General features: G+C 67.1%; 19 protein-coding genes and 1 tRNA gene. 13 read left to right on the top strand and 7 right to left on the bottom strand.

Annotated elements, in window-relative coordinates:
* Nucleotides 1-10 precede the first annotated feature (10 nt).
* Genes HPF_RS02380 through HPF_RS02370 form a run of 3 tightly spaced genes read right to left on the bottom strand, consistent with a single transcriptional unit; the run spans nucleotide 11 to nucleotide 6,782 of the window.
* The gene (locus tag HPF_RS02380) at nucleotides 11-3,805 is read right to left on the bottom strand and encodes a nitrate reductase subunit alpha (RefSeq protein ID WP_133155648.1); all 3,795 of its coding nucleotides are present in this window, start codon (nucleotides 3,803-3,805) and stop codon (nucleotides 11-13) included.
* A gap of 37 nt (nucleotides 3,806-3,842) precedes the next feature.
* Complete coding sequence (locus HPF_RS02375; protein ID WP_133155647.1) at nucleotides 3,843-5,495, bottom strand: MFS transporter; 1,653 nt, start codon at nucleotides 5,493-5,495, stop codon at nucleotides 3,843-3,845.
* Nucleotides 5,496-5,513: 18 nt separating this feature from the next.
* Nucleotides 5,514-6,782 carry an MFS transporter gene (locus HPF_RS02370; protein WP_066157534.1) on the bottom strand — a complete coding sequence of 423 codons (1,269 nt, stop codon included), beginning with the start codon at nucleotides 6,780-6,782 and terminating at the stop codon, nucleotides 5,514-5,516.
* Between the two features lie 243 nt (nucleotides 6,783-7,025).
* Here HPF_RS02370 and HPF_RS02365 point away from each other — a divergent pair, with 243 nt between their 5' ends.
* From HPF_RS02365 to HPF_RS02345, 5 genes are read left to right on the top strand one after another with little or no spacing between them, the layout of a single operon-like run.
* Nucleotides 7,026-7,670 (top strand): TetR/AcrR family transcriptional regulator, encoded by a 645-nt coding sequence (locus tag HPF_RS02365; protein WP_079364727.1) that lies wholly within the window; start codon nucleotides 7,026-7,028, stop codon nucleotides 7,668-7,670.
* On the top strand, nucleotides 7,667-8,863 hold the full coding sequence (locus tag HPF_RS02360; RefSeq protein ID WP_133155646.1) for an efflux RND transporter periplasmic adaptor subunit: 1,197 nt from the start codon (nucleotides 7,667-7,669) through the stop codon (nucleotides 8,861-8,863). Before HPF_RS02365 ends, HPF_RS02360 begins: the two co-directional genes overlap by 4 nt.
* A complete protein-coding gene (locus tag HPF_RS02355) occupies nucleotides 8,860-10,050 on the top strand; it encodes an ABC transporter permease (RefSeq protein WP_079364238.1) in 1,191 nt (396 codons plus the stop codon). The genes HPF_RS02360 and HPF_RS02355 overlap by 4 nt, the downstream gene beginning before the upstream one ends.
* A 4-nt stretch (nucleotides 10,051-10,054) precedes the next feature.
* On the top strand, nucleotides 10,055-10,798 hold the full coding sequence (locus tag HPF_RS02350; RefSeq protein WP_133155645.1) for an ABC transporter ATP-binding protein: 744 nt from the start codon (nucleotides 10,055-10,057) through the stop codon (nucleotides 10,796-10,798).
* 14 nt (nucleotides 10,799-10,812) lie between these two features.
* Complete coding sequence (locus HPF_RS02345) at nucleotides 10,813-11,199, top strand: hypothetical protein (protein ID WP_133155644.1); 387 nt, start codon at nucleotides 10,813-10,815, stop codon at nucleotides 11,197-11,199.
* A gap of 3 nt (nucleotides 11,200-11,202) precedes the next feature.
* On the opposite strand, the gene HPF_RS02340 is transcribed toward HPF_RS02345, so the two are convergent.
* Both HPF_RS02340 and HPF_RS02335 read right to left on the bottom strand, forming a co-directional pair.
* Nucleotides 11,203-11,913, bottom strand: coding sequence for a response regulator (locus HPF_RS02340; RefSeq protein WP_133155643.1), 711 nt, complete (start codon nucleotides 11,911-11,913; stop codon nucleotides 11,203-11,205).
* A complete protein-coding gene (locus HPF_RS02335) occupies nucleotides 11,910-13,835 on the bottom strand; it encodes a type IV pili methyl-accepting chemotaxis transducer N-terminal domain-containing protein (protein ID WP_133155642.1) in 1,926 nt (641 codons plus the stop codon). The genes HPF_RS02340 and HPF_RS02335 overlap by 4 nt, the downstream gene beginning before the upstream one ends.
* Before the next feature lie 105 nt (nucleotides 13,836-13,940).
* Between HPF_RS02335 and ccoG the strand changes: the two genes are divergently transcribed.
* The gene (gene ccoG, locus HPF_RS02330; protein WP_133155641.1) at nucleotides 13,941-15,368 is read left to right on the top strand and encodes a cytochrome c oxidase accessory protein CcoG; all 1,428 of its coding nucleotides are present in this window, start codon (nucleotides 13,941-13,943) and stop codon (nucleotides 15,366-15,368) included.
* A gap of 115 nt (nucleotides 15,369-15,483) precedes the next feature.
* On the top strand, nucleotides 15,484-16,152 hold the full coding sequence (ytfE, locus tag HPF_RS02325) for an iron-sulfur cluster repair protein YtfE (protein ID WP_133155640.1): 669 nt from the start codon (nucleotides 15,484-15,486) through the stop codon (nucleotides 16,150-16,152).
* 34 nt (nucleotides 16,153-16,186) lie between these two features.
* Here the strand turns inward: ytfE and HPF_RS02320 are convergent, their stop codons facing one another.
* Together HPF_RS02320 and HPF_RS02315 are read right to left on the bottom strand one after the other, a co-directional pair.
* A complete protein-coding gene (locus HPF_RS02320) occupies nucleotides 16,187-17,188 on the bottom strand; it encodes a 3'-5' exonuclease (RefSeq protein ID WP_133155639.1) in 1,002 nt (333 codons plus the stop codon).
* A 57-nt stretch (nucleotides 17,189-17,245) separates the two neighbouring features.
* Nucleotides 17,246-17,321: transfer RNA gene (locus tag HPF_RS02315), tRNA-Arg, on the bottom strand.
* A gap of 351 nt (nucleotides 17,322-17,672) precedes the next feature.
* Here HPF_RS02315 and HPF_RS02310 point away from each other — a divergent pair.
* The 6 genes from HPF_RS02310 (at nucleotide 17,673) to HPF_RS02285 (ending at nucleotide 24,642) form a co-directional block, all read left to right on the top strand.
* Complete coding sequence (locus HPF_RS02310) at nucleotides 17,673-18,578, top strand: carbohydrate porin (RefSeq protein WP_066157567.1); 906 nt, start codon at nucleotides 17,673-17,675, stop codon at nucleotides 18,576-18,578.
* 154 nt (nucleotides 18,579-18,732) lie between these two features.
* Nucleotides 18,733-19,800 carry a LacI family DNA-binding transcriptional regulator gene (locus tag HPF_RS02305; protein ID WP_243721664.1) on the top strand — a complete coding sequence of 356 codons (1,068 nt, stop codon included), beginning with the start codon at nucleotides 18,733-18,735 and terminating at the stop codon, nucleotides 19,798-19,800.
* A gap of 266 nt (nucleotides 19,801-20,066) precedes the next feature.
* Nucleotides 20,067-21,068: an ABC transporter ATP-binding protein gene (locus HPF_RS02300; RefSeq protein WP_133155637.1), complete on the top strand. Its 1,002-nt coding sequence runs from the start codon at nucleotides 20,067-20,069 to the stop codon at nucleotides 21,066-21,068.
* A gap of 65 nt (nucleotides 21,069-21,133) precedes the next feature.
* Entirely contained in the window at nucleotides 21,134-22,435 is a 1,302-nt protein-coding gene (locus tag HPF_RS02295) for an ABC transporter substrate-binding protein (protein ID WP_066157574.1), read from the top strand.
* 33 nt (nucleotides 22,436-22,468) lie between these two features.
* A complete protein-coding gene (locus tag HPF_RS02290) occupies nucleotides 22,469-23,473 on the top strand; it encodes a carbohydrate ABC transporter permease (protein ID WP_133155636.1) in 1,005 nt (334 codons plus the stop codon).
* A complete protein-coding gene (locus HPF_RS02285; RefSeq protein WP_133155635.1) occupies nucleotides 23,470-24,642 on the top strand; it encodes a carbohydrate ABC transporter permease in 1,173 nt (390 codons plus the stop codon). Before HPF_RS02290 ends, HPF_RS02285 begins: the two co-directional genes overlap by 4 nt.

Below are 24,642 nucleotides of genomic sequence, written 5' to 3'. Positions count from 1 at the left end.
CCTGTGCTGATCAAGCCTGGACCGTGTCGTTGCCTTCGCCGTCGAGCCAGTCGATCTTGCGCATCTTGCGCACGATGACGAACTCGTCGCGGTTGGTGCCGATGGTTCCGTAGTAGTTGAAGCCGTAGCTGAACTGCGCGTAGCCGCCGATCATGTGGGTCGGTTTGGTCACGATGCGGGTGACCGAGTTGTGGATGCCGCCGCGGGTGTTGGTGATCTCGGCACCGGGGGTGTTGATGATCTTTTCCTGCGCGTGGTACATGAGCACCATGCCCGGGTTCACGCGCTGGCTCACCACCGCGCGCGCCGCGATGGCGCCGTTGGTGTTGAACAGCTCGACCCAGTCGTTGTCTTCGATGCCGGCGTTCTTCGCGTCGTCCTCGCTCAGCCAGATCACCGGGCCGCCGCGGTTGAGTGTGAGCATGTGCAGGTTGTCGCTGTACGTGCTGTGGATGCCCCACTTCTGGTGCGGCGTGATGAAGTTGAGGCTGATCTCCTTGTTGCCGTTGGGACGGCGGTCGATCATGTCGCCCACGGTCTTGAGGTCGACCGGCGGGCGGTAGCTGGAGAGGCCCTCACCGAAGGCGAGCATCCAGGGGTGGTCCAGGTAGAACTGCTGGCGACCGGTGAGGGTGCGCCATGGGATCAGCTCGTGCACGTTGGTGTAACCGGCGTTGTACGAGACCTTTTCCGATTCGAGGCCGGACCAGGTGGGCGAAGAAATGATCTTGCGCGGCTGGGCCTGGATGTCGCGGAAGCGGATCTTCTCGTCCTCGCGGTGCAGGGCCAGGTGGGTGTGATCGCGGCCGGTGATCTTGGACAGCGCCTCCCAGGCCTTCACGGCCACGTGGCCGTTGGTCTCGGGCGCCAGCTGCAGCACCACCTCGCAGGCGTCGATGTCGCTGTCGATGCGGGCCAGGCCCTTGGCCGCACCCTCGGTGTGCACGGTGCCGTTGAGTTCCTTGAGCTGGCCGACCTCGGTCTGGGTGTTCCAGCCGATGCCCTTGCCGCCGTTGCCCACCTTGTCCATCAGCGGGCCCAGGGCGGTGAAACGGGCGTAGGTGTTGGGGTAGTCGCGCTCGACCACCGAGATGCTCGGAGCGGTGACGCCCGGGATCAGGTCGCACTCGCCCTTCTTCCATTCCCTCACGTCAAAGGGCTGGGCCAGTTCGGCCGCGGTGTCGTGCATCAGCGGCGTGAGCATGAGTTCCTTCTCGACGCCCAGGTGGCCGACGCAGACCTCGCTGTAGGCCTTTGCGAAGCCCTTGTAGATCTCCCAGTCGCTCTTGCTCTGCCAGGCCGGGTCCACCGCGGTGGACAGCGGGTGGATGAAGGGGTGCATGTCGCTGGTGTTGAGGTCGTTCTTCTCGTACCAGGTGGCGGTGGGCAGCACGATGTCCGAATACAGGCAGGTGGTGCTCATGCGGAAGTCCAGCGTGACCACCAGGTCCAGCTTGCCTTCGGGCGCCTGGGCGTGCCACTCGACTTCAGTCGGTTTCGCATCGTTGGGCCCCAGGTCCTTGCCCTGCACGCCGTGGGTGGTGCCCAGCAGGTGCTTGAGGAAGTACTCGTGGCCCTTGCCGCTGGAGCCCAGGATGTTGGAGCGCCAGACGAACATGTTGCGCGGCCAGTTGGCCGGGTGGTCCGGGTCCTCGCAGCTCATCTTCAGCGAGCCGTCCTTGAGCGCCTTGACCGCGTAGTCCTTGGGGTCCATGCCGACGGCGGTGGCGTCTTTCACCACCTGCATCGGGTTGGTCTGCAGCTGCGGTGCGCTGGGCAGCCAGCCCATGCGCTCGGCGCGCACGTTGTAGTCGATCAGGCTGCCGCCGAACTTCGATTTGTCGGCCAGCGGCGAGAGGATCTCGTCCACGCCCAGCTTCTCGTAGCGCCACTGGTCGGTGTGGGCGTAGAAGAAGCTGGTGGAGTTCATCTGGCGCGGCGGACGCACCCAGTCCAGCGCGAAGGCCAGCGCGGTCCAGCCGGTCTGCGGGCGCAGCTTTTCCTGGCCCACGTAGTGCGCCCAGCCGCCGCCGCTCTGGCCGATGCAGCCGCACATCATCAGCATGTTGATGATGCCGCGGTAGTTCATGTCGCTGTGGTACCAGTGGTTCATGGCCGCGCCGATGATGACCATGGACTTGCCCTTGGTCTTGTCGGCGTTGTCGGCGAACTGGCGCGCCACGGCGATCACCTGGTCGCGCTTGACGCCGGTGATCTTCTCTTGCCAGGCGGGCGTGTAGGGCGTGTCCTGGTCGTAGCTGGTGGCGCCGGTGTCGCCCGGCAGGCCACGGTTCACGCCGTAGTTGGCGACCGTCAGGTCGAACACGGTGGCGACCAGCGCGTAGCGCTCTTCACCGGCCTTGCCCAGCTTGATGCGGCGCACCGGCACCTGGCGCACCAGCACGTCGTCGGTGGCGCTGGCCTGCTTGTTGGCGGTGAAGTTGGGGGTGTCGATACCGCCGAAATACGGGAAGGCGACCTCGCCCACTTCGTATTCGCTGCCCTCGCCTTCCATCAGGCTGAGCTTGAGCTTGACCTGCTCGTCGCCGCGCGCTTCCTTGTCTTCCAGGTTCCACTTGCCGGCGTCGGTGCGGCCTTCGGCGCCCCAGCGGAAACCGATGGAGCCGTTGGGCAGCACGACCTTGTCGTCCTGGTCGATGGCGACCGTCTTCCAGTCGGGGTTGTTGGCCTGGCCCAGCTTGCCGTTGAAGTCGCTGGCGCGCAGGTAGCGGCCGGGCACGACCACCTTGCGGCCGTCGGGCAGCGTGCGCTCTTCGAGCTGCACCAGGTTGGGCATGTCGGTGTAGCGGCGCACGTAGTCGTCGAAGTACGACGAGCGCTTGTCGAAATAGAACTCCTTGAGGATCACGTGGCCCATGGCCATGGCAATCGCCGCGTCCGTGCCCTGCTTGGGGTGCATCCAGAGGTCGCAGAGCTTGCTGATCTCGGCGTAGTCGGGCGTGATCGCCACGGTCTTCGCACCCTTGTAGCGGACTTCGGTGAAGAAGTGGGCGTCGGGCGTGCGGGTCTGGGGCACGTTGGAGCCCCAGGCGATGATGTAGGTGGAGTTGTACCAGTCGGCCGATTCGGGCACGTCGGTCTGTTCGCCCCAGACCTGCGGGCTGGCCGGCGGCAGGTCGCAGTACCAGTCGTAGAAGCTCATGCACACGCCGCCGATGAGCGAGAGATAGCGCGAGCCGGCGGCGTAGCTGATCATGGACATGGCCGGGATGGGCGAGAAGCCGATCACACGGTCCGGGCCGTACTTCTTGGCGGTGTAGACGTTGGCGGCGGCCACCAGCTGGTTCACTTCGTCCCAGGTGCTGCGCACCATGCCGCCCAGGCCGCGCTGCTGCTGCCATTCGCGTCGGGCATCCTGGTTCTCGACAATGGCGGCCCAGGCGTCCACCGGGCTCCTGGCCACGGCCAGCGCGGCGCGCCAGTGCTGCAGCAGCTTGCCGCGCACCATCGGGTACTTCACGCGGTTGGCGGAGTACAGGTACCAGCTGTAGGACGCGCCACGGGCGCAGCCGCGCGGCTCGTGGTTGGGCAGGTCGGCGCGGGTGCGCGGGTAGTCGGTCTGCTGGGTTTCCCAGGTGACGATGCCACCCTTGACATAGATCTTCCACGAGCAGGAGCCCGTGCAGTTCACGCCGTGGGTGGAGCGCACGATCTTGTCGTGCGCCCAGCGGTCGCGGTAGGCGTCTTCCCAGGTGCGGTCCTCGCCGGTGGTGATGCCGTGCGAACCGGAGAAGCTTTCAGTGGGAGCCGTGAAATGGCTCAGGCGGTCGAGGAAGTGACTCATCGTGGGGGTCTCCGAAAAAAGCGTGTCTTGGGGGCGCTCAGGGGTTCTTGATCTCGGCACCCTTGCGCAGGTAGAACCACCAGTTCAGCACCAGGCACAGGGCGTAGAAGACGGCGAAGCCGTAGAAGGCGAGCTGCGGGGTGCCGGCCTTGATGTACTGGCCGATCAGCACCGGCGCGATGAAGGCGCCGTAGGCGGCGACCGCCGAGGTCCATCCCAGCACGGGGCCGGCCTGGGCGCGGTCGAAGATCACGCCGATGGTGCGGAAGGTGGAGCCGTTGCCGATGCCGCTGGCGAAGAACAGCACCATGAACAGGCCCAGGAACATCGGGAAGTACTGCTCGGGCGTGGCCGAGCTGTAGGCCTGCATCATCACGTAGCCCACGGCCACAGCGGCGGCGGCCATGACCGCGGTGATCACCTGGGTCACGATGGAGCCGCCGATCTTGTCGCTGATCCAGCCGCCGATGGGCCGCACCGCGGCGCCGACGAAGGGGCCGATCCAAGCGTAGGTGAGGGCCGAGGGGGCGTTGGGGTTCTTCAGCGTGTGCTGCATGACGCCGGCCGCGTCGGGGATGTGCTGGAAGCCGAAGATCACCGTGATGGCCAGGGGCAGCGCCATCGAGAAGCCGATGAAGGAACCGAAGGTGACGATGTAGAGCGCGGTCAGCGACCAGGTGTGCTTGTTGCTGAAGATGGCGAACTGCTTCTTCACGCCTTCCTTCATCTCGCCGAAGGCGGCCAGGCGCATCACGGCCAGCGCCATCACGATGTCCAGCGGGATCGCGACCCACATGCTCAGCACGCCCAGGCCGGTGGGCTTGGGCAGGTAGAGCCAGAGCATGAACACCGTGGGCACGAAGGCCAGGGTGTAGAGGTAGGTGATCTTGGCGAACGCGACGATCGGGCCGCCGGTGTTGGGCGAGACGGTCTTGAGGTTGCTCATGCCGAACCAGCACAGCGCGCCCAGCGGCACCAGCGAGAACACCCAGGCGAAGCCGGCGTTCTGTACCCAGGTCGGTGTGCCGGCGGCGATCTTGCCGAACAGCCAGCCGCTGTCCTTCACCAGCGTCATGGGCTCACCGCCGAAGGCGCCCAGCAGCGGCAGCGTCATGACCACAGGGATCACGATCTGCATCGTGGTCACGCCGAAGTTGCCCAGGCCGGCGTTCAGGCCCAGCGCCGTGCCCTGCAGGCGCTTGGGGAAGAAGGTGCTGATGTTGGACATCGAGCTGGCGAAGTTGCCGCCGCCCACGCCCGACCACAGGGCCATCAGCTGGAAGGACCACAGCGGCCACTCGGGGTGCTGCAGCACGATGCCGGTACCGATCGCCGGGGCCAGCAGCATCGAGGTGGTCAGGAAGATGGTGTTGCGGCCACCGGCCAGGCGGATCAGGAAGGATGCCGGGATGCGCATGGTGGCGCCGGAGATGCCCGCGATGGCGGTCAGCGTGAACAGCTCGGCCTGGGTGAAGGGGAAGCCCAGGTTGAGCATCTGCACGGTGATGATCCCCCACATGCCCCAGACCGCGAAGCCGCACAGCAGGGCGGGGATCGAGATCCAGAGGTTGCGGTAGGCGATCTTGCTGCCGGTGGTGGCCCAGAAGCCCTCGTCTTCGGGACGCCAGTCCTGCACATCCGCGCCCGTGGGCGCGCCGGGGGAGGCGATGGGTTTGGTATGGGTGTTCATGGGGATGACCCGAGGTGATCAGTTCTGCAGGGAGAAGGACTTGGCGTTGGTGCCCATGACCTCGGTCTGGCGGACCTCGGTCCAGTACATCCAGATCAGCGAGACCCAGACCACGCCGTACATCAGCATGAAGGCGCTGGAACGAATGCCGGTGAGGTCCATCAGAACGCCGAACAGGATCGGCAGCACGAAGCCGCCCAGGCCGCCAGCCAGGCCGACGATGCCGCTGATGGCGCCGATGTTCTTGGGGTAGTCGTCGCTGATGTACTTGAAGACGCTGGCCTTGCCGAAGGCCCAGGCCACGCCCAGGATCGCCATCAGGCCGGTGAAGGTGTAAACGTTCAGGCCGATGTGGAAGGTGGTCGGGCCGTTGACGGTCTGCACGGTGAAGTCGGTCTGCGGGTAGCTCAGCAGGAACAGGCAGATCCAGCTCACCCACAGCACCCACCAGGTGACCTTGTGCGCGCCGTACTTGTCGGAGAGCACGCCGCCGATGGCGCGCAGCACGCCGCCGGGCAGCGAGAAGCAGGCGGCCAGCAGCGCGGCCACGCGGATGTCCAGGCCGTATTCGCCGACGTAGTACTGCACCATCCAGAGCGCCAGCGCCACGTAGCCGCCGAACACGATGCTGTAGTACTGGCAGTACTTGAGCACCTTGGGGTCCTTGAGCGCCTGCAGCTGGTCGCTGAACTTCACGTTGCTGGGCACCAGGTGGGCGGGGTCGCTGTGGCTGAACAGCCAGAACAGCACCAGGGTGCCGAGCATGATGGCCGCGTACACCTGCGGCACCATGGTCCAGCCGAAGGCCACCAGCAGCACCGGCGCCACGAACTTGTTGACTGCCGAGCCCGAGTTGCCGGCACCGTAGACGCCCATGGCCATGCCCTGGCGGCTCTTGGGGAACCAGCGCGCCACGTAGGGCGTGCCGACCGAGAAGGAGCCGCCGGCCAGACCCACGAACAGGCCGATGACCAGGAAGTGCCAGTACTCGGTGGCGTAGCTCATCAGGTAGATGGCCGGCACGGTGATCGCCATCAGGGTGGCCATGACGATGCGACCGCCGTAGCGGTCGGTCCAGATGCCCAGGGGCACCCGGATCAGCGAGCCGGTGAGCACCGGCATCGCGGTGAGCAGACCGAACTCGGTCGCGTTCAGGTTCAGCATCTTCTTGATCGGGATGCCGATCACGCCGAACATCATCCAGACCATGAAGCAGACCGTGAACGCCAGCGTGCTGACGATCAGGACGGACCAGGCCTTTCTTTCATTTCTCAGCTCTGAAGCCATGTTTTCTCTCCGAAAGACGTGGCATGAATGTCCCTTTTCAGGGGAGGGCTGAACATCCGCCGGAGGCACACGTGGCCGCGGCAGAAGGACGAGGGGTCACCCCATCGGCATCGTCCTGAAGAACTATGTTCCGTGTTTTGCTGTGTGACTTGATTTACATCAAGTCGATGTCGGACAGCGTCCTGCCGGAACCAGGCAGGAATCACCTTGAATATAAGTAATTAATAAATTACATTGGTGTCCATGCCGCTCCCGAACACCCCCAAACAAGCCACCGAACAGCGTCAGGCCAGCCTGGTGTCGGCTGCGCTCGCGTTGGCCGCACAGCACAGCCCGGCCAGAGTGACCACCGCCGACCTGGCCCGAGCGGTGGGGCTCACGCAGGGCGCGGTGTTCCGCCACTTCGAGAGCAAGGAAGCGATCTGGCTGGCGGTGATCGACTTCGCGCACCAGGCCCTGCTGGCACGGCTGCACACCGCGGCCCAGTCGCATGTGCAGCCGCTGACCGCGCTGCGTGCGGTGTTCATGGCGCACGTGGATTTCGTGGTGGAACAGCCGGGAGTGCCGCGGGTGATCTTTCAGGAGCTGCAGCACCCGGAGGACACAGCGCTGAAGGCGCGCGTGCGCGTGCTGATGCAGGACTACCGCTCGCTGGTCACCCGACTGCTGCTGCAGGCGCAGGCGGCGGGGCTGCTGGCGCCAGGCACCGACCTTCAGGCCAGTGCGGTGCTGTTCATCGGCTCGGTGCAGGGGCTGGTGATGCAGTCGCTGCTGAGCGGACAGGTCGGGGCCATCCGCACGCTGGCACCCGCGGTGTTCGACCTGTTCCAGCACGCTGTTGCCGCACCCACCAACCCCACACGGCGCCCCCCGGAGACCACCGAATGAAGACAAATCCACAAACCTCGCGCCGGCTGCTGCTGGGCGGCCTGGCGCTGGCCCTGGTGGGTGCGCTGGCGTTTGTGGCGCTGCGCACCGGGCCGCTGGCGCCGGTGAAGGTGCAGGTGACGCCAGTGACCAAGGGCCGCGTGACACCCGAGATCTTTGGCATCGGCCTGGTCGAGGCGCAGCGCAGCTGGATGGTGGGGCCCACCACGGCCGGCCGTGTGCTCGGCGTGCGGGTGGACGCGGGTCAGACGGTGCAACCGGGTCAGGTGCTGGCAGAAATGGACCCGGTGGACCTGGACCAGCGGCTGGCGGCACTGGACGCCTCGCTGGCCCGTGCGCAGAGCGTGCAGCGAGCCGCCGATGCGCAGCTTGGCGATGCGCAGGCGCGGCGCACGCTGGCGATGGCGAACCTGAAGCGCAACGAGGAACTGGCGCGGCAAGCCTTCATCAGCCCCGGGGCGCTGGAGGCACGCACACAAGAGGTGGCGTCGGCCCATGCGGGCGTGGCCGCCGCACAGGCCAACCTCGGTGGCAGCACACAGGACATCGCGCGGCTGCGCGCCGAGCGCGCAGCCCTGGCACAGCAGCGCAGCAACCTGAGGCTGCTGGCCCCCGGTGCGGCGGTGGTCACGGCGCGCGAGGCCGAAGCCGGCACCACAGTCGTGGCGGGCCAGGCCGTGCTGCGGCTGATGGACCCGGCCAGCCTGTGGGTGAAGCTGCGGGTGGATCAGGGCCGAAGCGCCGGACTGGCGCCAGGACTGGTGGCGAGCATCGCCCTGCGCTCGCGCCCGGGCGAGACACTGATCGGCAAAGTGGCCCGGGTGGAGTCGCTGGCCGATGCCGTGACGGAGGAACGGCTGGCGATGGTGGCATTTGACAGCCTGCCCGCCGGCGTGTCGGTGGGCGAGATGGCGGAAGTGACGGTGCAGCTGCCCGCTGCCCCCGAGCGCCTGCTGCTGCCCAATGCGGCCGTGGTGCAGCACGAGGGAAAAACCGGGGTGTGGCGGCTCACGGATGGCGTTCCCGCCTTCTCGCCGGTGGTGCTGGGGGCGCAGGGTCTGGACGGTCAGGTGCAGGTGCTCGAAGGCCTGAACGAAGGCGACACGGTGGTGCTGTACAGCCAGACCGCCCTGAAGCCGGGGGCACGCATCGCAGTGGTGGACAGGCTGGTTCCGTCGGGAGCAGCAAGGTGATCAGCCTGGCGGGCCGCGACATCCTGCACGGCTGGAGCAAGTACGTGCTGACCGGGCTGGGCCTGGGGCTGCTGATCGGCGTGACGCTGACGATGGCGGGCGTGTACCGAGGCATGGTGGACGACGCACACGCGCTGCTGGCCAACAGCCGCGCCGACCTCTGGGTGGTGCAGAAGGACACGCAGGGCCCGTACGCGGAATCGTCGAGCATCAAGGACGACGTGGTGCGCAGCATGCGCGGCATGCCGGGGGTGGCCGTGGCGGCCAATGTGGCCTATCTGACGATGCAGGTGCAGAGGAATGGCCGAGACCAGCGCGTGATGGTGGTGGGCATGGAGCCGGGCATGCCCGGCGCGCCGGGCTACCTGGTGGCGGGACGGCACATCACGCGCAACCACTACGAGGCGGTGGCCGATGTGAAGACAGGGTTCGCGCTGGGCGATGTGGTGCGCATCCGCCGCCACGACTACACCGTGGTGGGACTGACGCGGCGCATGGTGTCCTCGGGCGGCGACCCGATGCTGTTCGTGCCGATGAAGGACGCGCAGGAAACGCAGTTCCTGAAAGACAACGACGCCATCGTCAACGACCGCGCGCGCACCGCCGCCAATCCGGCCTTCAACCGCCCGGGCAGCCCCGGCCTGCTGGAGGCGGTGCAAAGCCTGCAGACCAGCAGCCGCAGCGTGAACGCGGTGCTCGTGCAGATCGCTCCGGGCTTCACACCCGAGCAAGTGGCCGGGCCGATCCGGCGCTGGAAGCACCTGAGCGTGCACACCCGCGACCAGATGGAAGACATCCTGATCGTCAAGCTGATCGCCAATTCGGCCAAACAGATCGGCATGTTCCTGGTGATCCTGGCCATCGTGAGCGCTGCCATCGTGGCCTTCATCATCTACACCATGACCATGGGCAAGCTGCGCGAGATCGCGGTCCTCAAGCTCATCGGTACACGCGACCGCACCATCGCCGGCATGATCCTGCAGCAGGCCCTGGGCCTTGGCCTGATCGGCTTCGCCGTGGGCAAGGTGGCGGCCACGGTGTGGGGACCGGCGTTCCCGAAATACGTGCTGCTGCTTCCGGGCGACGCGGTGGCCGGCCTGGTGGCCACGCTGCTGATGTGCGCGCTGGCCAGCACGCTGGCGATTCGCGTGGCGCTCAAGGTCGACCCCGGCGCAGCGATCGGATGAAGCCATGAACGACACCCCCCTGGGCGGCATCCGTATCGAAGGCCTGCGCAAGGTCTATGGTCACGGCGACACGGCCGTGGAAGCGCTGAGGCACGTGAACATGCAGGTGGCGCCCGGCGAGGTGGTGGGCCTGGTCGGCCCCTCGGGTTCGGGCAAGAGCACACTGCTCAAATGCCTGGGCGCCATCATCGAACCCACCAGCGGCAAGATGACGCTGGGCAACGAAGTCATCTACGACAACGGCTGGAAAGTCAAAGACCTGCGCGCGCTGCGGCGCGACCGCATCGGCTTCGTGTTCCAGGCGCCGTATCTGATTCCGTTCCTGGACGTGACCGACAACGTGGCGCTGCTGCCGATGCTGGCTGGCCTGTCCAATGCGAATGCGCGCGAACGCGCGCTGGAACTGCTGACCGCGCTGGACGTGCAGCACCGCGCCAGCGCCGAGACATCGCAGCTCTCCGGTGGTGAGCAGCAGCGCGTGTCCATCGCCCGCGCGCTGGCCAACAAGCCTCCGGTCATATTGGCCGACGAACCCACAGCGCCCCTGGACAGCGAGCGCGCGCTGGGTGTGATGCGCATCCTCAACCAGATGGCACAGCGGGCCCACACCGCGATCATCGTCGTCACACACGACGAAAAGATCATCCCGACTTTCAAACGGATCTACCACATCCGCGACGGCCAGACAGTGGAAGAAGCCGGCGAAGGTCTCGCCCTGGATGACCACGGGAACGACACCCCCTCTTGAACGGGAGAACCGCCATGACTTCCCACCGCCCCCTGAAAGTCCTCGCCGCCGTGGCCATGGTGTTCGGCGCGCTCACGGTGTTCAGCGGCGGGCAGGGCCTGTTCGGCCCGGCCGACACCCGCGCGGCCCTGGGCCACACGGTGGGCTTCGTGCTGTGGTTCAACTTCCTGGCCGGCTTCGTCTATGTGGTGGCCGGGCTGGGCCTGTGGCTCGGCCGGCGCTGGGGCCTTTGGCTGGCCACCGCGCTGGCGCTGGGCACGGCGCTGGTGGCCATCGCCTTTGGCGCGCACGTGCTGGCGGGCGGCGCCTTCGAGATGCGCACGGTGGGCGCGCTGGCGCTGCGCCTGGGCTTCTGGGTCGTCGTGGCCGCCGTGGGCTGGCGCCGGCCTGCCGGGGCCTGACGCTCAGGCCAGGCCCTGGCTGGTCGCGAACACCGCGGCCTGCACACGCGAGCTCAGGCCGAGCTTGCGCAGGATGTGCTGCACGTGGATCTTCACCGTGGTCTCGGCGATGTCCAGTTCGCGCGCGATCAGCTTGTTGGAATCGCCACGCGCGATCAGCTGCAGGATCTCGCGCTCGCGCGGCGACAGCAGGTCGGCGCCGGAGGCGGCCTCGCGCGGCGCCTCCAGCGGCACCGGCGCACTGACTGGAGCCGCCGCGGGCGGGGCGGCGTTTGCGACCGACGGCCGCGAGCGGAACACCGCCACCAGCTTGGTCATCATCTCGGGGCTGATGACCGACTCGCCGTCCATGACCTTGATGATGGTCTCGCAGAGCTGGTCGGACTCCACCGTCTTGAGCAGGTAGCCGTCGGCCCCGGCCTGCAGCGCGGCGGCCAGGTCGTTCTCGTTCTCGCTCACGGTGAGCATGAGCACCCGCGCTTCGGGCGCGGCCTCCTTGAGCGCGGGGATGGCGTCCACCCCGCGCACGCCGGGCAGGTGGTTGTCCAGCAGGATCACCTGCGGCGGCCTGCGCTGCAAGCAGCGCAGGGCCTCGCCCACGTCGCCAGCCTCTGCGGTGACGGTGAAGCGCTCGTCCTGTTCCAGCAGCGCCTTGAGGCCGCGGCGAAACAGGGTGTGGTCGTCGACCAGCAGCAGCTCGATGGAAGGGGTCATGGGGTGGTCAGTACGGATTCGGAGAGGTCCAGGCCCGCCGTGCCCGTCCCGACGGCGGTCACCGGGTTCCTGGGCAGCGTGAGCGTGACGGAGGTGCCCTGGCCGCTGCGGGATTCGATCTGCACGGTGGCGCCGATGCGGTCGGCCCGCTCGCGCATGATTTTCGTGCCGACATGGGTCTCGCCGCGCTGCTGCGCGGTGTCGAAACCGCTGCCGTTGTCGCGCACCACGAAGCGCCACTGTTCGCCCTTGTGCACGTCCAGGCTCACGTGGCTGGCGCCGGCGTGCTTGCGCACGTTGGACAGCGCTTCCTGCACCACGTGCAGCACCTGCACCTGCACGTCGGCCGGCAGCGGCAGGCCCTCGCCGTCGAGATGCAGCCGCGTGGGCAGGCCGGTCTGGTGCTGGAACTTCTGCAGCGTCTCCTGCAGCGCGGCCTCGATGTCCCCGGTGTTGGTGCGGGTGCGGAAGTGCACCAGCAGCTCGCGCACGTCGCTGATGCTTTCCTTGAGACCGGTGTCGAGCTCGTCCAGCGTGGACTGCACCTTCTCGGGCTGCTGCTTCTGCACCGCGCTGCGCAGCAGCTGCGCCTGGATCTTGAGGAAGGCCAGCGACTGGGCAATGGAGTCGTGCAACTCGCGCGCCAGCAGCGCACGCTCCTCGCCCACCGCGGCCTCGCGCTCCAGCGCCGCCGCGCGCAGGCCTTCGAGCGCGCTGGCCAGGTGGCTGGCGAGCGCGTCGAGCAGCTCGGTCTCGTCGGCATTGAGTGCCACCTCGCTGCGGAAGAACAGGTCGATCTCGCCGATCACCCGCTGCTGCAGGCGCACCGGCACGCTCACCAGGTTCTGGTAGCCCACGCGCGCGCAGTGGCGCATGGGCGCGGCCTCGTGGCTGTGGATGGGGATGACGCGGATGCGCGCATCGGGCTGCAGGTTGCCGCAGGCGCACGCGCCCGCGATCAGGCTGCGCTCCTCGGCTTGCATTTCCTGCGGAAAGCAGTCGGAGGCGAGCATTAGGTAGCGCTGGTTGGCCTCGTCGGACCAGCGCACCGCCACAGCATCGGCCTTCATGACCGCGCGCACGCGCTGCGAGAAGCCCCTGGACAGTTCCTCGATGGTGTTGGCCTTGGCCAGGAAGGCGCTGACCTCGTAGAGCGCTTCCAGCCTCGCGCGCTGCGCCTCGATGCGCTGCGTCTTGGCCTGCACCTTGGCCTCCAGTCCCTGGTAGAGCGACTGCAGCGTGGCGGCCATGCGGTTGAAGCCCGCCGCCACCTGCCCGAACTCGTCCTGCGTGTCCACGTCGATGCGGGCACCGAACTGACCGCCCTCCACCTGCGCCAGACCCCGCCGCAGGTGTGCCAGCGGGTTGATCACATAGAGATAGCCGGTGTAGAGCATGACCACCGCCCCGGCGATGGCCAGCGCCATCATGGCGAACTGGAACAGGTTGAGCAGCGCGGTGAAACCCGCGAGCTGGTGTTCGATGGACAACACCAGCCGGTCGATGGCCATGACAAATTCGTCGGCCGAGCGCAGCAGCACGGGGTCGCCCGGCTGCAGCGGCGAGGTCCAGAGGGCACGCTGGACCCGCCAGAGCTGTTCCACCGCGGCGAACTCGCGCGCCACGTCCGGGTCCCAGGGCACGAACAGGGGGCGCGACGGATCGCCCTCGCGCAGCACGCCCAGGCTCTGGTCGAACTGCTGCACCAGCGCCTGCACCTCCGCCGCCGGCCGCTGGGCCTGCACCGCGCTGGTCAGGCGCCAGGTCTGCATGCGCATGCGGCCGGCCTCGTTGACCGCGGCCGCACCGCCCTCCAGCTGCCAGGTCACCCACAGCGTGAGCCCGATGGACGCGAGCGCCAGCACCAGCAGCGCCGCCCCGATGCGGATCAGTTTGGTGGAGAGGGAAGCGTTGGGGCGCATGGCTCGGCACTGTACCCGTTCGATCAGCGGGAGCAACAGGGTCTTTGAACGACAGACATTAAGATTCATGTACTCTGCATCTTTTAGGTGGCACCGGCCATTCCCATGAGCATCCCTTCCCCCGCCGCGAATGCGCAGCCCGGCGGCTCGCTGTACGAGAGCCGCATCAAGATCTACCCGCGCTCGGTCACCGGCGTGTTCGCGCGCTGGCGCTGGGTCATGGTGTGGGTGACGCAGCTGTTCTTCTACGGCATGCCCTGGCTGCAGTGGAACGGCCGCCAGGCCCTGCTGTTCGATCTGGAGCAGCGCCGCTTCTACGTGCTGGGCCTGGTGCTGCAGCCACAGGACTTCATCTACCTCGCCGCCCTGCTGGTGATCAGCGCGCTGGCGCTGTTCTTCTTCACCGCCATCGCCGGGCGCCTGTGGTGCGGCTACAGCTGCCCGCAGACGGTCTACACCGAGATGTTCCTGTGGATCGAGCGCAAGACCGAGGGCGACCGTTCGGCCCGCATGCGCCTGGACGCCCAGCCCTGGTCGCTGAACAAGCTCTCGCGCAAGGGCGCCAAGCAGGCCGGCTGGATCGGGCTGGCGCTGCTCACCGGCTTCACCTTCGTCGGCTTCTTCCATCCCATCCGCGAACTGGCCCCTGCCCTGCTGAACCCGGCGCAGTCGCCCTGGCTGTGGTTCTGGGTGCTGTTCTACGCCGCCGCCACCTACGGCAACGCCGGCTACCTGCGCGAGCAGATGTGCAAGTACATGTGCCCCTACGCCCGCTTCCAGAGCGCGCTGATCGACATGGACTCGCTGGTCATCGCCTACGACAGCGCGCGTGGCGAAAACCGCGGTCCGCGCTCGCGCAAGGCCGAGGAACGCCCCGCCGGCCTGGGCGACTGCGTGGACTGCACCCTGTGCGTGCAGGTCTGCCCCACCGGCATCGACATCCGCAACGGCCTGCAGAACGAGTGCATCGCCTGCGCCGCCTGCATCGACGTCTGCGACGACGTGATGGACAAGATGGGCTACCCCCAGGGACTGATCCGCTACACCACAGGCAATGCCGTGGCGAAGGGCTGGAGCGCGCGCCAGATGCTGCGCCGGGTCTGGCGCCCGCGCGTGCTGATCTACGGCACCCTGCTCGCCGGCCTCACCGGCGCATGGCTCTGGAGCCTGGGACACCGCAGCGACGTCGACGCCGTGCTGATCAAGGACCGCGGGGCGCTGGCGCGCATGGTGGACCGGGGTGCAATCGAGAACACCTACCGCCTGCAGGTGACCAACAGCCAGGAGACGGCGCGGCGCTTCCGCCTGGCGGTGGACGGCGTGCCCGGCCTGCGCATCGATTCGGCCACCACGCTGTCGGTGGAGGCCGCCGGCAGCGCCTCGGTGCCCCTGCGCCTGGTGCTGCCGGCCGAGGCGGCCCAGCCACACGCCGGCCAGACCCTGCGCGCCACGGTGTCGGTGACCCCCGAGGGGGCGGAGGACGGGAACGAACGGGCGGTGCGCATCGACGCCGCCTTCATCGTTCCCCGCTGAGGCCTGCGCCGGGCTCGTTCTTCCGGAAGCCCGGACTCGTCCAAAGGAAATATGCATCTTCGATGCTTTTTATGGCTCAATACATGCATCAGAAATGAATATTTAAAGGACGCCCATGAACACCCTCACCACCGAACGCCCCATCGAGCAGCAGGCCATCGGCCAGATCGCCGTCGACCTGCCCGGCGCCACCGCCATCTTCCGGCGCCTCAAGCTGGACTTCTGCTGCGGTGGCCAGGTCAGCCTGGGCGAGGCCTGCGAACGCAAGGGGCTGGACACCGCCCGCGTGGTGGCCGAACTGGCCGCGCTGCGCCGCGACGACGCCGCGCCGGAAACGCCGGACGCCAACGCGCTGATCGACCACATCCTCACCCGCTACCACGCGGTGCACCGCGAGCAGTTGCCCGAGCTGGTGCGCATGGCGCGCCGTGTCGAGGCGGTGCACAGCGACCACCCGGACGCACCGCACGGCCTGGCCGAGCACCTGGAGATCATGGAGGCCGAGCTGCTGGAGCACATGGAGAAGGAAGAGCAGGTGCTGTTCCCGGCCATCGAAGGCGGCAGCTCCGGTCTGGCGGGCCCGATCACCGTGATGCGCGACGAGCACATCGGCCACGGTGAACATCTGGAGCGGCTGGCGGCGCTGACCCACGACCACACCCCGCCGCAGGGCGCCTGCAACACCTGGCGCGCGCTCTATGCCGGCACGGCGCAGCTGACCAACGACCTGATCAGCCACATCCACCTGGAGAACAACGTGCTGTTCGCGCGCTTCGGCGCCTGAGGCCGGCGCAGGTCACGTCGGGCCACAACCCACTTCAGAGCGCCCGTCTCTCCATCCGTCCCGGGCGCGGTGAATAGCGTGTCAGCGCATCCAGGGCTTCCACCTCGACCTGCGCGCGCCGGCTGCCGTAGACCTCGGCCTTGAGCCAGGCCAGCTCTTCGGCCAGCGCCGCTTCGCTGCCCAGGCTGCAGAACCAGACCTTGGCGTCGCCATCCCAGCGGTAGCCGCGGGCCTTGAGCTGGTCCTTGCTCTCGAAGGGCGAGCCGGTGGCCCGCAGCTTGTAGCTGGGCTGGGCGGCCGCGGCCATCAGGCGGGCCAGGCCCGTTCCGCTGCCATCGGCCTGCGGGCTGGCGAGCACCTGCAGCAGCGCGTGGCAGTCGACCAGCGCCCGGTGCGCGTCGTAGAACCAGCCCTGGTCCTGCGCCAGAGCGCCGAGCTTGGCCGAATCGGCGCCCTGCGCTTTCCAGTCGATGTCGGCGAACGAGCAGGCCCAGCGCTTGTGGGCAAAGCCGGGAAACCGGGCCTCGACAAAGGGCCGGTCGAAGCCGGCGTTGTGCGCCACCACCAGATCGGCGCGGTCGATCAGGGCCTGCACGCGCGCATCGTCCAGCCGCTGACCGCGGACCATGTCGTCGTTGATGCCCGTGACCTGTTTCGCCACCTCCGGAATGGGCATGCCCGGGTCTTCAAAGCCCTCGAAGGTCTCCACCGGGCCGAAGGGGCGACCGGAAGCGGCGTCGACCGACACCAGCAACAGGGCCAGCTCGATGATGCGGTCGCTGGCGTGGGACAGGCCGGTGGTTTCGGTGTCGAGGATGAGCACGCGCACAGCGGCCTGGGGCACGGCGTCGGTGCCCGCAGGAACCGGAGGTCCGTAGTCCGGCACCGGCACCAGGCGGCGCAGCACCTTGAAGTTGGGGTGCTGTTCCAGCTGCCGGGCCATGTCTTCGGGTGTGAGTGGCTGGGCGGCGTCGGCCACAGCGGGCGGGGCATTGCGTCCCTGCGGCGGCTCGAATTCGAAGCTGAGTTGGCTCATGAAGAAAGGCCACTCATCGGGCCGCGGGCCATGGAAAACCCACGCAAGTCATTGAGGTGGCGCGGCTGGCGGGGATCGAACCCACGACCCTTGGCTTCGGAGGCCAATACTCTATCCACTGAGCTACAGCCGCGCATGCTTGGAAAGCCCGCCATTGTCTCACATGCGCCCGGCGGCACCGGCCCACCGCCGCCGCGCCGCGCCACCGGCACAAGACCCGCATGCGAGGCCCGATCGCCAGCATTTTTTGTATCTTTATTACTGTGCAAACCATTGCACCAGTCGGGTTTTCCCGAGGCGGAAATTTGTTGTTTTTAAGCAGTTACGTAACAGTTACGGGGCATTTCTTCAGGGTTTCTACCGAATGCAACCGTTTGCATCAATGGTCGAATTCGGTGGCTTTCCCGACCGGTGTTGTGCGTTCAAACATGAAACATCGGTACAGGAGAGAGTGGTTCACAACATTCACACTCCGGAGTACCTCATGCAACAGAGCTTCAAACTTGCGGCCGCCGCCGCCCTTTGCGCCACCGCTTTCGCCGCCCATGCCGACATGACCATGGACGCCAACCTGGAACTGGACACCACCTACCAGAACAAGGTGGAAGACGCTTCCAACGCCCGCGACAGCGACCTGAACATGGGCGGCCGCGTGGAGTTCAACGTGGGCGGCAAGGCCACCAACGGCGACGCCTTCGTGCAAGCCCGCGCCAGCCTGCTGATCAAGAAGGACGGCGACACCGCCACCGATGACATGTGGGTCCAGTTCGGCAACGCCGCCGGCGACGTGAAGATGGGCCGCTTCGAAGCCATGGACCTGTTCCCCCTGGGCAAGGACACCCTGGTCGAGAACAGCGGCTACGGCGGCTACCGCGCCAACCGCCTGCGCGGCCGTTTCGGCAAGGACACGGTGCACATCGCCCCCGGCTTCAACGCCGGCCCGGCCCGCATCGAAGTCGGCCTGGTCTACAGCAAGGAAGCCGGTGAGGCCCGCGGTGTCCGCCCGGCCGTGAGCTTCGGCTCCGGCCCGGTGACCGTGCGTGTGGGTGTCGAGTCCGTCAAGGTGGTCGGCGGCACCGAGAGCACCAACGGCGCCGGCGTGTCCCTGGGCTACGCGCTGTCTTCGGACAGCAGCATGAACGTGAACTTCGCCAAGATGGAAGACGACAAGTCCGTCGGCCTGAACGGCACCTTCGGTCCGGCCGGTTTCGGCCTGATCCTGGACAAGGGCGCCAACGGCGCGAAGAACAACACCTTCTACGCCGCCTACTCGCTGCCGCTGTTCGGCGTCAAGGGTGCCACCATCACGCCGGCCCTGAGCTTTGCCAAGGGCGGCTCCGGCACCAAGGGCCAGACCGCGGCCCGCGTGCGCATCAATTACGCGTTTTGATCGGGGGTTCCCGATCTTTCCGGGGTGAGAGATCCTGAAAGGGTGATCGATCCCATTTCCTCTCGGCAATCAGAGTTGGCCCGGGCGTCGCAAGGCTCCCGGGCTTTTTTTCCGCTTCACCCGCCCGATCGTTATCGGGTGAAATAATCTGCCGATGCCTCGCAAGCCAGCCGCCCCCGCCCCCGACGATTCCGCGCCCTCTGCACAGGCACCCGCCCGGGGCCGCAAGCGCATGCAGATGGCCGACATCGCCCGCCTGGCCGGTGTGTCGGCGTCCACCGTCTCGCGAGCCCTCAGCGGCAGCCCGCTGATTCCGCAGGCCACGCGCGAGCGCATCACCGAACTGGCCAATTCCCTGGGCTACCGCGTCAACGTCGGCGCGGCCAACCTGCGCAAGCGCGGGGTACAGACCATCGGCGTCGTCATCCTGGGCGACAGCATGCAGATGATCTCGGACCCGTTCCTGCTGAGCATCCTCGGCTCGGTGGCCGACACCCTGGACGAACGGGGCATGAGCCTGCTGCTGACGCGCCTGAAGGCCGACCGGCAGCACGTGCTGTCGGACCTGGTCGAGAGCGGCCAGGTCGGCGGCCTGATCGTCATCGGCCAGCTGACGCTGCACGACTACCTCAACGAACTGACGCGCAACGGCTTCCCGATGGTGGTCTGGGGCGCACCGCTGCCCGATGCGCTGTACCCGGTGGTCGGCGGCGACAACGCCATGGGCGGCTACCTGGCCACGCGCCACCTGATCGAAAAGGGTTGCCGCCGGATCGCCTTCTTCGGCGACATCACCCACCCCGAGGCCGGCCAGCGGTACCTGGGTTACACCCGCGCGCTGGACGAGGCCGGCATCGCCATGGACCCCCGCCTGCTGCAGTCCTTCCTGTTCGGCGACTCGCGCATCCGCGAGGTGATCGACGGCTGGCTCAACCAGGCCACCCCCTTCGACGCCATCTTTGCCTCCAGCGACGTCACGGCCATCTCGCTCATGGGATCGCTCAACGAGCGCGGCATCACCGTGCCGGCCGACGTCAAGCTCGTCGGTTACGACGACATCGCGCTGGCCGAGCACGTGCACCCGACCCTGACCACCATCCGCCAGCCCACCGGACAGGCCGGCCGCGCGCTGGTGGACCTGCTGTTCGAGGCCCTGGCCGGCCAGCCTCGGCGTTCCATCGTCCTGCCCGCCTCGCTCATCGTGCGCGAGAGCAGCGCCTGAAGGTATCGTGCCCCCACGCTCCGCCGCTGCGCGGGTCGCTGCCCCCCGAGGGGGCGCGAACTCAGCTTGGGGCGGCCCGGCGCTGAGTTCCCAGCCCCCACGCTCCGCCGCTGCGCGGCTGTTTTCGTAACCCGCTTGTTCCACGTACCTAGGGCAAACCCCATAATGCAATCGATTGCATTGGTGATGTAATTTTGTGACGGTCAGGCGTGCTGACCGGTTCCGGCCAGTCGCTTCATGACGGCCGACACGAAAGGTTTCTACCCATGGCGCAGTCCGGCTTGCGTTTGCGAGGCATCAAAAAAAGTTACGGGCGCGTGGACGTCATCCACGGTGTCGACCTGGACATCCAGCCCGGGGAATTCGCGGTATTCGTCGGCCCTTCGGGCTGTGGCAAGACCACGCTGCTGCGCATGATCGCCGGCCTGGAGGACATCTCCGGCGGCGAGCTGTCCATCGGCGAGCAGGTCGTCAACGACCTGCCGCCCAGCGAACGCGGTGTCGCGATGGTGTTCCAGAGTTACGCGCTCTACCCGCACAAGACGGTCTACGACAACATGGCCTTCGGCCTGAAGATCGCCAGGCTGCCCAAGGACGAGATCGACCGCCGGGTGCGCGAGGCGGCCGGCATCCTGCAGCTCACCGACTACCTGCAGCGCCTGCCCAAGGCGCTCTCGGGCGGCCAGCGCCAGCGCGTGGCCATCGGCCGCGCCATCGTGCGCAATCCCAAGGTGTTCCTGTTCGACGAACCGCTGTCCAACCTGGACGCCGCCCTGCGCACCAAGATGCGCGTGGAGCTGGCGACCCTGCACCGCCGCCTGGGCGCGACCATGGTCTACGTGACGCACGACCAGGTCGAGGCCATGACCCTGGCCGACAAGATCGTGGTGCTCAACAAGGGCCGAATCGAACAGGTGGGCGCGCCGCTGGAGCTCTACCACCGCCCGGCCACGCGCTTCGTGGCCGGCTTCATCGGCTCGCCGCAGATGAACTTCATCGAAGGCGCGTACGCCCAGGCGCAGGGCGCGCACTGCGTGGGCGTGCGGCCCGAGCACCTGCACCTGGCGGCCGACGGCCCCATCGAAGGCACGCTGCGCCACGCCGAGCAGCTGGGCAACGAGACCTTCGCCTACATCGACGCGGGCGCGCTGGGCGAGCTCACGGCGCGCGTCGACGGCTCGGTGGCGGTGCGGCCGGGCGAGACACTGCGCCTGGGCCACCGCGGCGAGCACCTGTACCGCTTCGACGCCGCCGGCCTGCGGCTCTGACCTCACCCCCGTTTTCACCCCGCTTTGCGGATGGGCCGCGAAGCTTCACTCTGGAGACAAGCACGATGTTCAAGACCACCACGATCGCCGGTGCCGCCGCGCTGGCGCTGGGCACGCTGGGCGCCACCGCCCACGCCGCCGACTACAAGGGCCCCGACCTCAAGGGCGAGACGATCACCGTCACCTGCCCCTGGACGGGCGCGGAGGAAGGCTTCTTCAAGAAGGTGGTCGCGAACTTCGAGAAGGCCACCGGCGCCACGGTGAAGCACTCGTGCTCGCAGAGCTCGGAGCAGCAGATCGTGATCGACATCAAGGCCGGCTCGCCGTCCAACATCTCGGTGTTCCCGCAGCCGGGTCTGGCCGCCAACATGGCCGCCATCGGCGGCCTGGTGCCGCTGGGTGACAAGGCGCGCGACTGGGTCAAGACCAACTACGCCGCCGGCAGCTCCTGGGCCGACCTGGGCACCTACAAGGGCAAGGACGGCAAGAGCAACTTCTACGGCCTGTTCTTCAACGTCAACGTCAAGAGCCTGGTCTGGTACATCCCCGAGAACTTCAAGGAGAAGGGCTACAAGGTGCCCAAGTCCATGGAGGAGCTGCAGGACCTGACCAAGAAGATCGCCGCCGATGGTGGCAAGCCCTGGTGCATCGGACTGGGTTCGGACGCCGCCACCGGCTGGCCCGCGACCGACTGGGTCGAGGACATGATGCTGCGCACCCAGAGCCCGCAGGTCTACGACGACTGGACCAGCAACAAGATGAAGTTCAACGACAAGCGCGTCGTCGAAGCGATCGAGGCCTACGGCTGGTTCGCCCGCAACGACGCTTACGTGGACGGCGGCGCCAAGGCCGTGGCCACGGTGAGCTTCAAGGACAGCCCCAAGGGCATGTTCGGTTCGCCACCCAAGTGCTACATGCACCGCCAGGCCTCGTTCATCCCGGCCTTCTTCCCCGAGGGCAAGGCGGCCGACGCCGACTTCTTCTACTTCCCGGCCTACAAGTCCAAAAACCTGGGCAACCCGGTGCTGGGCGGCGGCACGATCATGACGATCACCAAGGACAGCAAGGGCGCCCGCGCCTTCATGGAGTACCTGCAGCACCCCCAGGCCCACGAGATCTGGATGGCCGAGGACGGCTTCCTGACCCCGCACAAGGGTACGGACCTGGCCAAGTACAAGACCAAGGCACAGCGCAAGCAGGGCGAGATCCTGCTGAACGCGACCACCTTCCGCTTTGACGGCTCCGACCTGATGCCCGGCGCCGTCGGTGCCGGCAGCTTCTGGAAGGGCATGGTCGACTACTCGGGCGGCAAGTCGGCCCAGGCCGTGGCCGACGACATCCAGAAATCCTGGGACGCGTTGAAGTGACCCCCTGAGCAGAACAGACACGGACGGACCACCATGACCGACTCCATCTTCCAGACCTTGTTGGCCGTGGCGGTCAGCGTCGGTGTCTGCCTGCTGTACTTCGCGGGCAGCAACTGGCTGCTCGACAACGTGCTGGCGCGGCCGTCCATGCCGCGCCAGCGCCGCGAACGCCTGCGCGCGGGCGTGCGGCCCTGGCTGTTCATCGCACCGGCCCTGCTGCTGCTGGGCGTGTACCTGGTCTACCCGTTCTTCGAGACCCTGCGCCTGAGCTTCATGGACGCCACCGGCGAGGGCTTCGTCGGCCTGTCCAACTACGCCTGGGTGTTCACCGACGAGAACTTCCTCATCACCATCCGCAACAACTTCCTGTGGCTGCTGGTGGTACCGGCCGCGGCCACCGCGCTGGGCCTGATCGTGGCCGTGCTGGCCGACCGCGTCTGGTGGGGCAACGCGGCCAAGACCCTGGTCTTCATGCCGATGGCGATCAGCTTCGTCGGCGCCAGCGTGATCTGGAAGTTCGTCTACGACTTCCGCGGCCCCGAGAACGACCAGATCGGCATCCTGAATGCCATCGTGCAGGGCCTGGGCATGGAAGCGCAGGCCTGGGTGACGCTGCCGTTCTGGAACAACTTCTTCCTGATGGCCATCCTGATCTGGATCCAGACCGGCTTCGCCATGGTCATCCTCTCCGCCGCGCTGCGCGGCGTGCCCAACGACACCATCGAGGCTGCGCGCATCGATGGCGCCACCGAGCTGCAGATCTTCTTTGAAATCATGATTCCGCAGGTCATGTCCACCATCCTGGTGGTCTGGACCACCATCACCATCACCGTGCTCAAGGTGTTCGACATCGTCATGGCCATGACCGGTGGCCAATGGGACACCTCGGTGCTGGCCAACCTGATGTACGACTGGATGTTCCGCGGCGGCGGCGACTACGGCCGCAGCTCGACCCTGGCCATGGTGCTCATGCTCGCCGTGATCCCGGTGATGGCCTTCAACATCCGCCGCTTCCGCGCCGAGGAGGCCCAGCGATGAAACTCAAGATCTCCCCCACCTCGCTGGCCGCCCACGCGCTGCTGCTGGCCATCGTGCTGGCCTGGGTGCTGCCCACCTTCGGTCTGCTGGTCTCCAGCTTCCGCGACCGCGAACAGATCGTCAGCAGCGGCTGGTGGACCGCGCTGTCCACCCAGACCCGCCCCGACATGCGCCGCACCGCTGGCGAGCAGAGCGTGGTGAAGGACGGCGACAAGTTTGTCATCGCCGGGCGCCTGTTCCCCGAGGGCAACGCCACGCGCCTGCAGCGCTTCTCTATGAAGTCGTCCGACCCCGGCGAACACCCGGTGGGCCAGACCATCGAGCTGGGCGACGCGCAGATCTTCGACGAGGAAGACGGACAACCCGACGGCACGGTCACCGTGGCCGCCGACGGCCAGTACAAACTGGTGCTCAACCAGCCGTATGAGAGCGAGCGCGGCGTGCGCATCTTCTACGTGGCCGAGACGCCGCCGAGCTTCACCGCCACCAACTACCAGAAGGTGGTCGACTCCGAGGGCGTGGGCAACGCCTTCCTCAACACCTTCAAGGTCACGATTCCCGCCACCTTCATCCCGATCCTGATCGCGGCCTTCGCGGCCTACGCCTTCAGCTGGATGGAGTTCCCCGGCCGGCGCTGGCTGTTCGTGGTGGTGGTGGGCCTGCTGGTGGTGCCGCTGCAGATGTCGCTGATCCCGCTGCTGCGGCTCTACAACGACGTGGGCGAGAGCATGGGTGTGGCGTCCAAGTCCTACCTGGGCGTGTGGCTGGCGCACTCGGCCTTCGGCCTGCCGCTGGCGATCTACCTGCTGCGCAACTACATCGCCTCGTTGCCGCGCGACATCATCGAGAGCGCGCGCATGGACGGCGCCACGCACTTCCAGATCTTCACCAGCATCGTGCTGCCGCTGTCGGTGCCGGCGCTGGCGAGCTTCGCGATCTTCCAGTTCCTCTGGGTCTGGAACGATTTCCTCGTGGCCCTGGTCTTCCTGGGCAAGTCGCCCGACCAGGTGGTGCTGACCATCAAGCTCAACGACCTGCTGGGTTCGCGTGGCGAGAGCTGGGAAATCCTGACCGCCAGCGCCTTCGTCTCCATCGCGGTGCCCGTGGCCGTGTTCTTCTCGCTGCAACGCTTCTTCGTGCGCGGCCTGCTCTCAGGCTCCGTCAAATAA

Origin of the sequence: Hydrogenophaga pseudoflava (assembly GCF_004353865.1) — a bacterium.
GTDB lineage: Bacteria > Pseudomonadota > Gammaproteobacteria > Burkholderiales > Burkholderiaceae_C > Hydrogenophaga > Hydrogenophaga pseudoflava.
This window is presented reverse-complemented; position numbering and strand designations above follow the sequence as displayed.

Coding starts and splice junctions, on each gene's coding strand:
- HPF_RS02380 (WP_133155648.1), bottom strand. CDS start 3,805: ATGAGTCACTTCCTCGACCGCCTGAGCCATTTCACGGCTCCCACTGAA.
- HPF_RS02375 (WP_133155647.1), bottom strand. CDS start 5,495: ATGAACACCCATACCAAACCCATCGCCTCCCCCGGCGCGCCCACGGGC.
- HPF_RS02370 (WP_066157534.1), bottom strand. CDS start 6,782: ATGGCTTCAGAGCTGAGAAATGAAAGAAAGGCCTGGTCCGTCCTGATC.
- HPF_RS02365 (WP_079364727.1), top strand. CDS start 7,026: ATGCCGCTCCCGAACACCCCCAAACAAGCCACCGAACAGCGTCAGGCC.
- HPF_RS02360 (WP_133155646.1), top strand. CDS start 7,667: ATGAAGACAAATCCACAAACCTCGCGCCGGCTGCTGCTGGGCGGCCTG.
- HPF_RS02350 (WP_133155645.1), top strand. CDS start 10,055: ATGAACGACACCCCCCTGGGCGGCATCCGTATCGAAGGCCTGCGCAAG.
- HPF_RS02345 (WP_133155644.1), top strand. CDS start 10,813: ATGACTTCCCACCGCCCCCTGAAAGTCCTCGCCGCCGTGGCCATGGTG.
- HPF_RS02340 (WP_133155643.1), bottom strand. CDS start 11,913: ATGACCCCTTCCATCGAGCTGCTGCTGGTCGACGACCACACCCTGTTT.
- HPF_RS02335 (WP_133155642.1), bottom strand. CDS start 13,835: ATGCGCCCCAACGCTTCCCTCTCCACCAAACTGATCCGCATCGGGGCG.
- ccoG (WP_133155641.1), top strand. CDS start 13,941: ATGAGCATCCCTTCCCCCGCCGCGAATGCGCAGCCCGGCGGCTCGCTG.
- ytfE (WP_133155640.1), top strand. CDS start 15,484: ATGAACACCCTCACCACCGAACGCCCCATCGAGCAGCAGGCCATCGGC.
- HPF_RS02320 (WP_133155639.1), bottom strand. CDS start 17,188: ATGAGCCAACTCAGCTTCGAATTCGAGCCGCCGCAGGGACGCAATGCC.
- HPF_RS02310 (WP_066157567.1), top strand. CDS start 17,673: ATGCAACAGAGCTTCAAACTTGCGGCCGCCGCCGCCCTTTGCGCCACC.
- HPF_RS02305 (WP_243721664.1), top strand. CDS start 18,733: ATGCCTCGCAAGCCAGCCGCCCCCGCCCCCGACGATTCCGCGCCCTCT.
- HPF_RS02300 (WP_133155637.1), top strand. CDS start 20,067: ATGGCGCAGTCCGGCTTGCGTTTGCGAGGCATCAAAAAAAGTTACGGG.
- HPF_RS02295 (WP_066157574.1), top strand. CDS start 21,134: ATGTTCAAGACCACCACGATCGCCGGTGCCGCCGCGCTGGCGCTGGGC.
- HPF_RS02290 (WP_133155636.1), top strand. CDS start 22,469: ATGACCGACTCCATCTTCCAGACCTTGTTGGCCGTGGCGGTCAGCGTC.
- HPF_RS02285 (WP_133155635.1), top strand. CDS start 23,470: ATGAAACTCAAGATCTCCCCCACCTCGCTGGCCGCCCACGCGCTGCTG.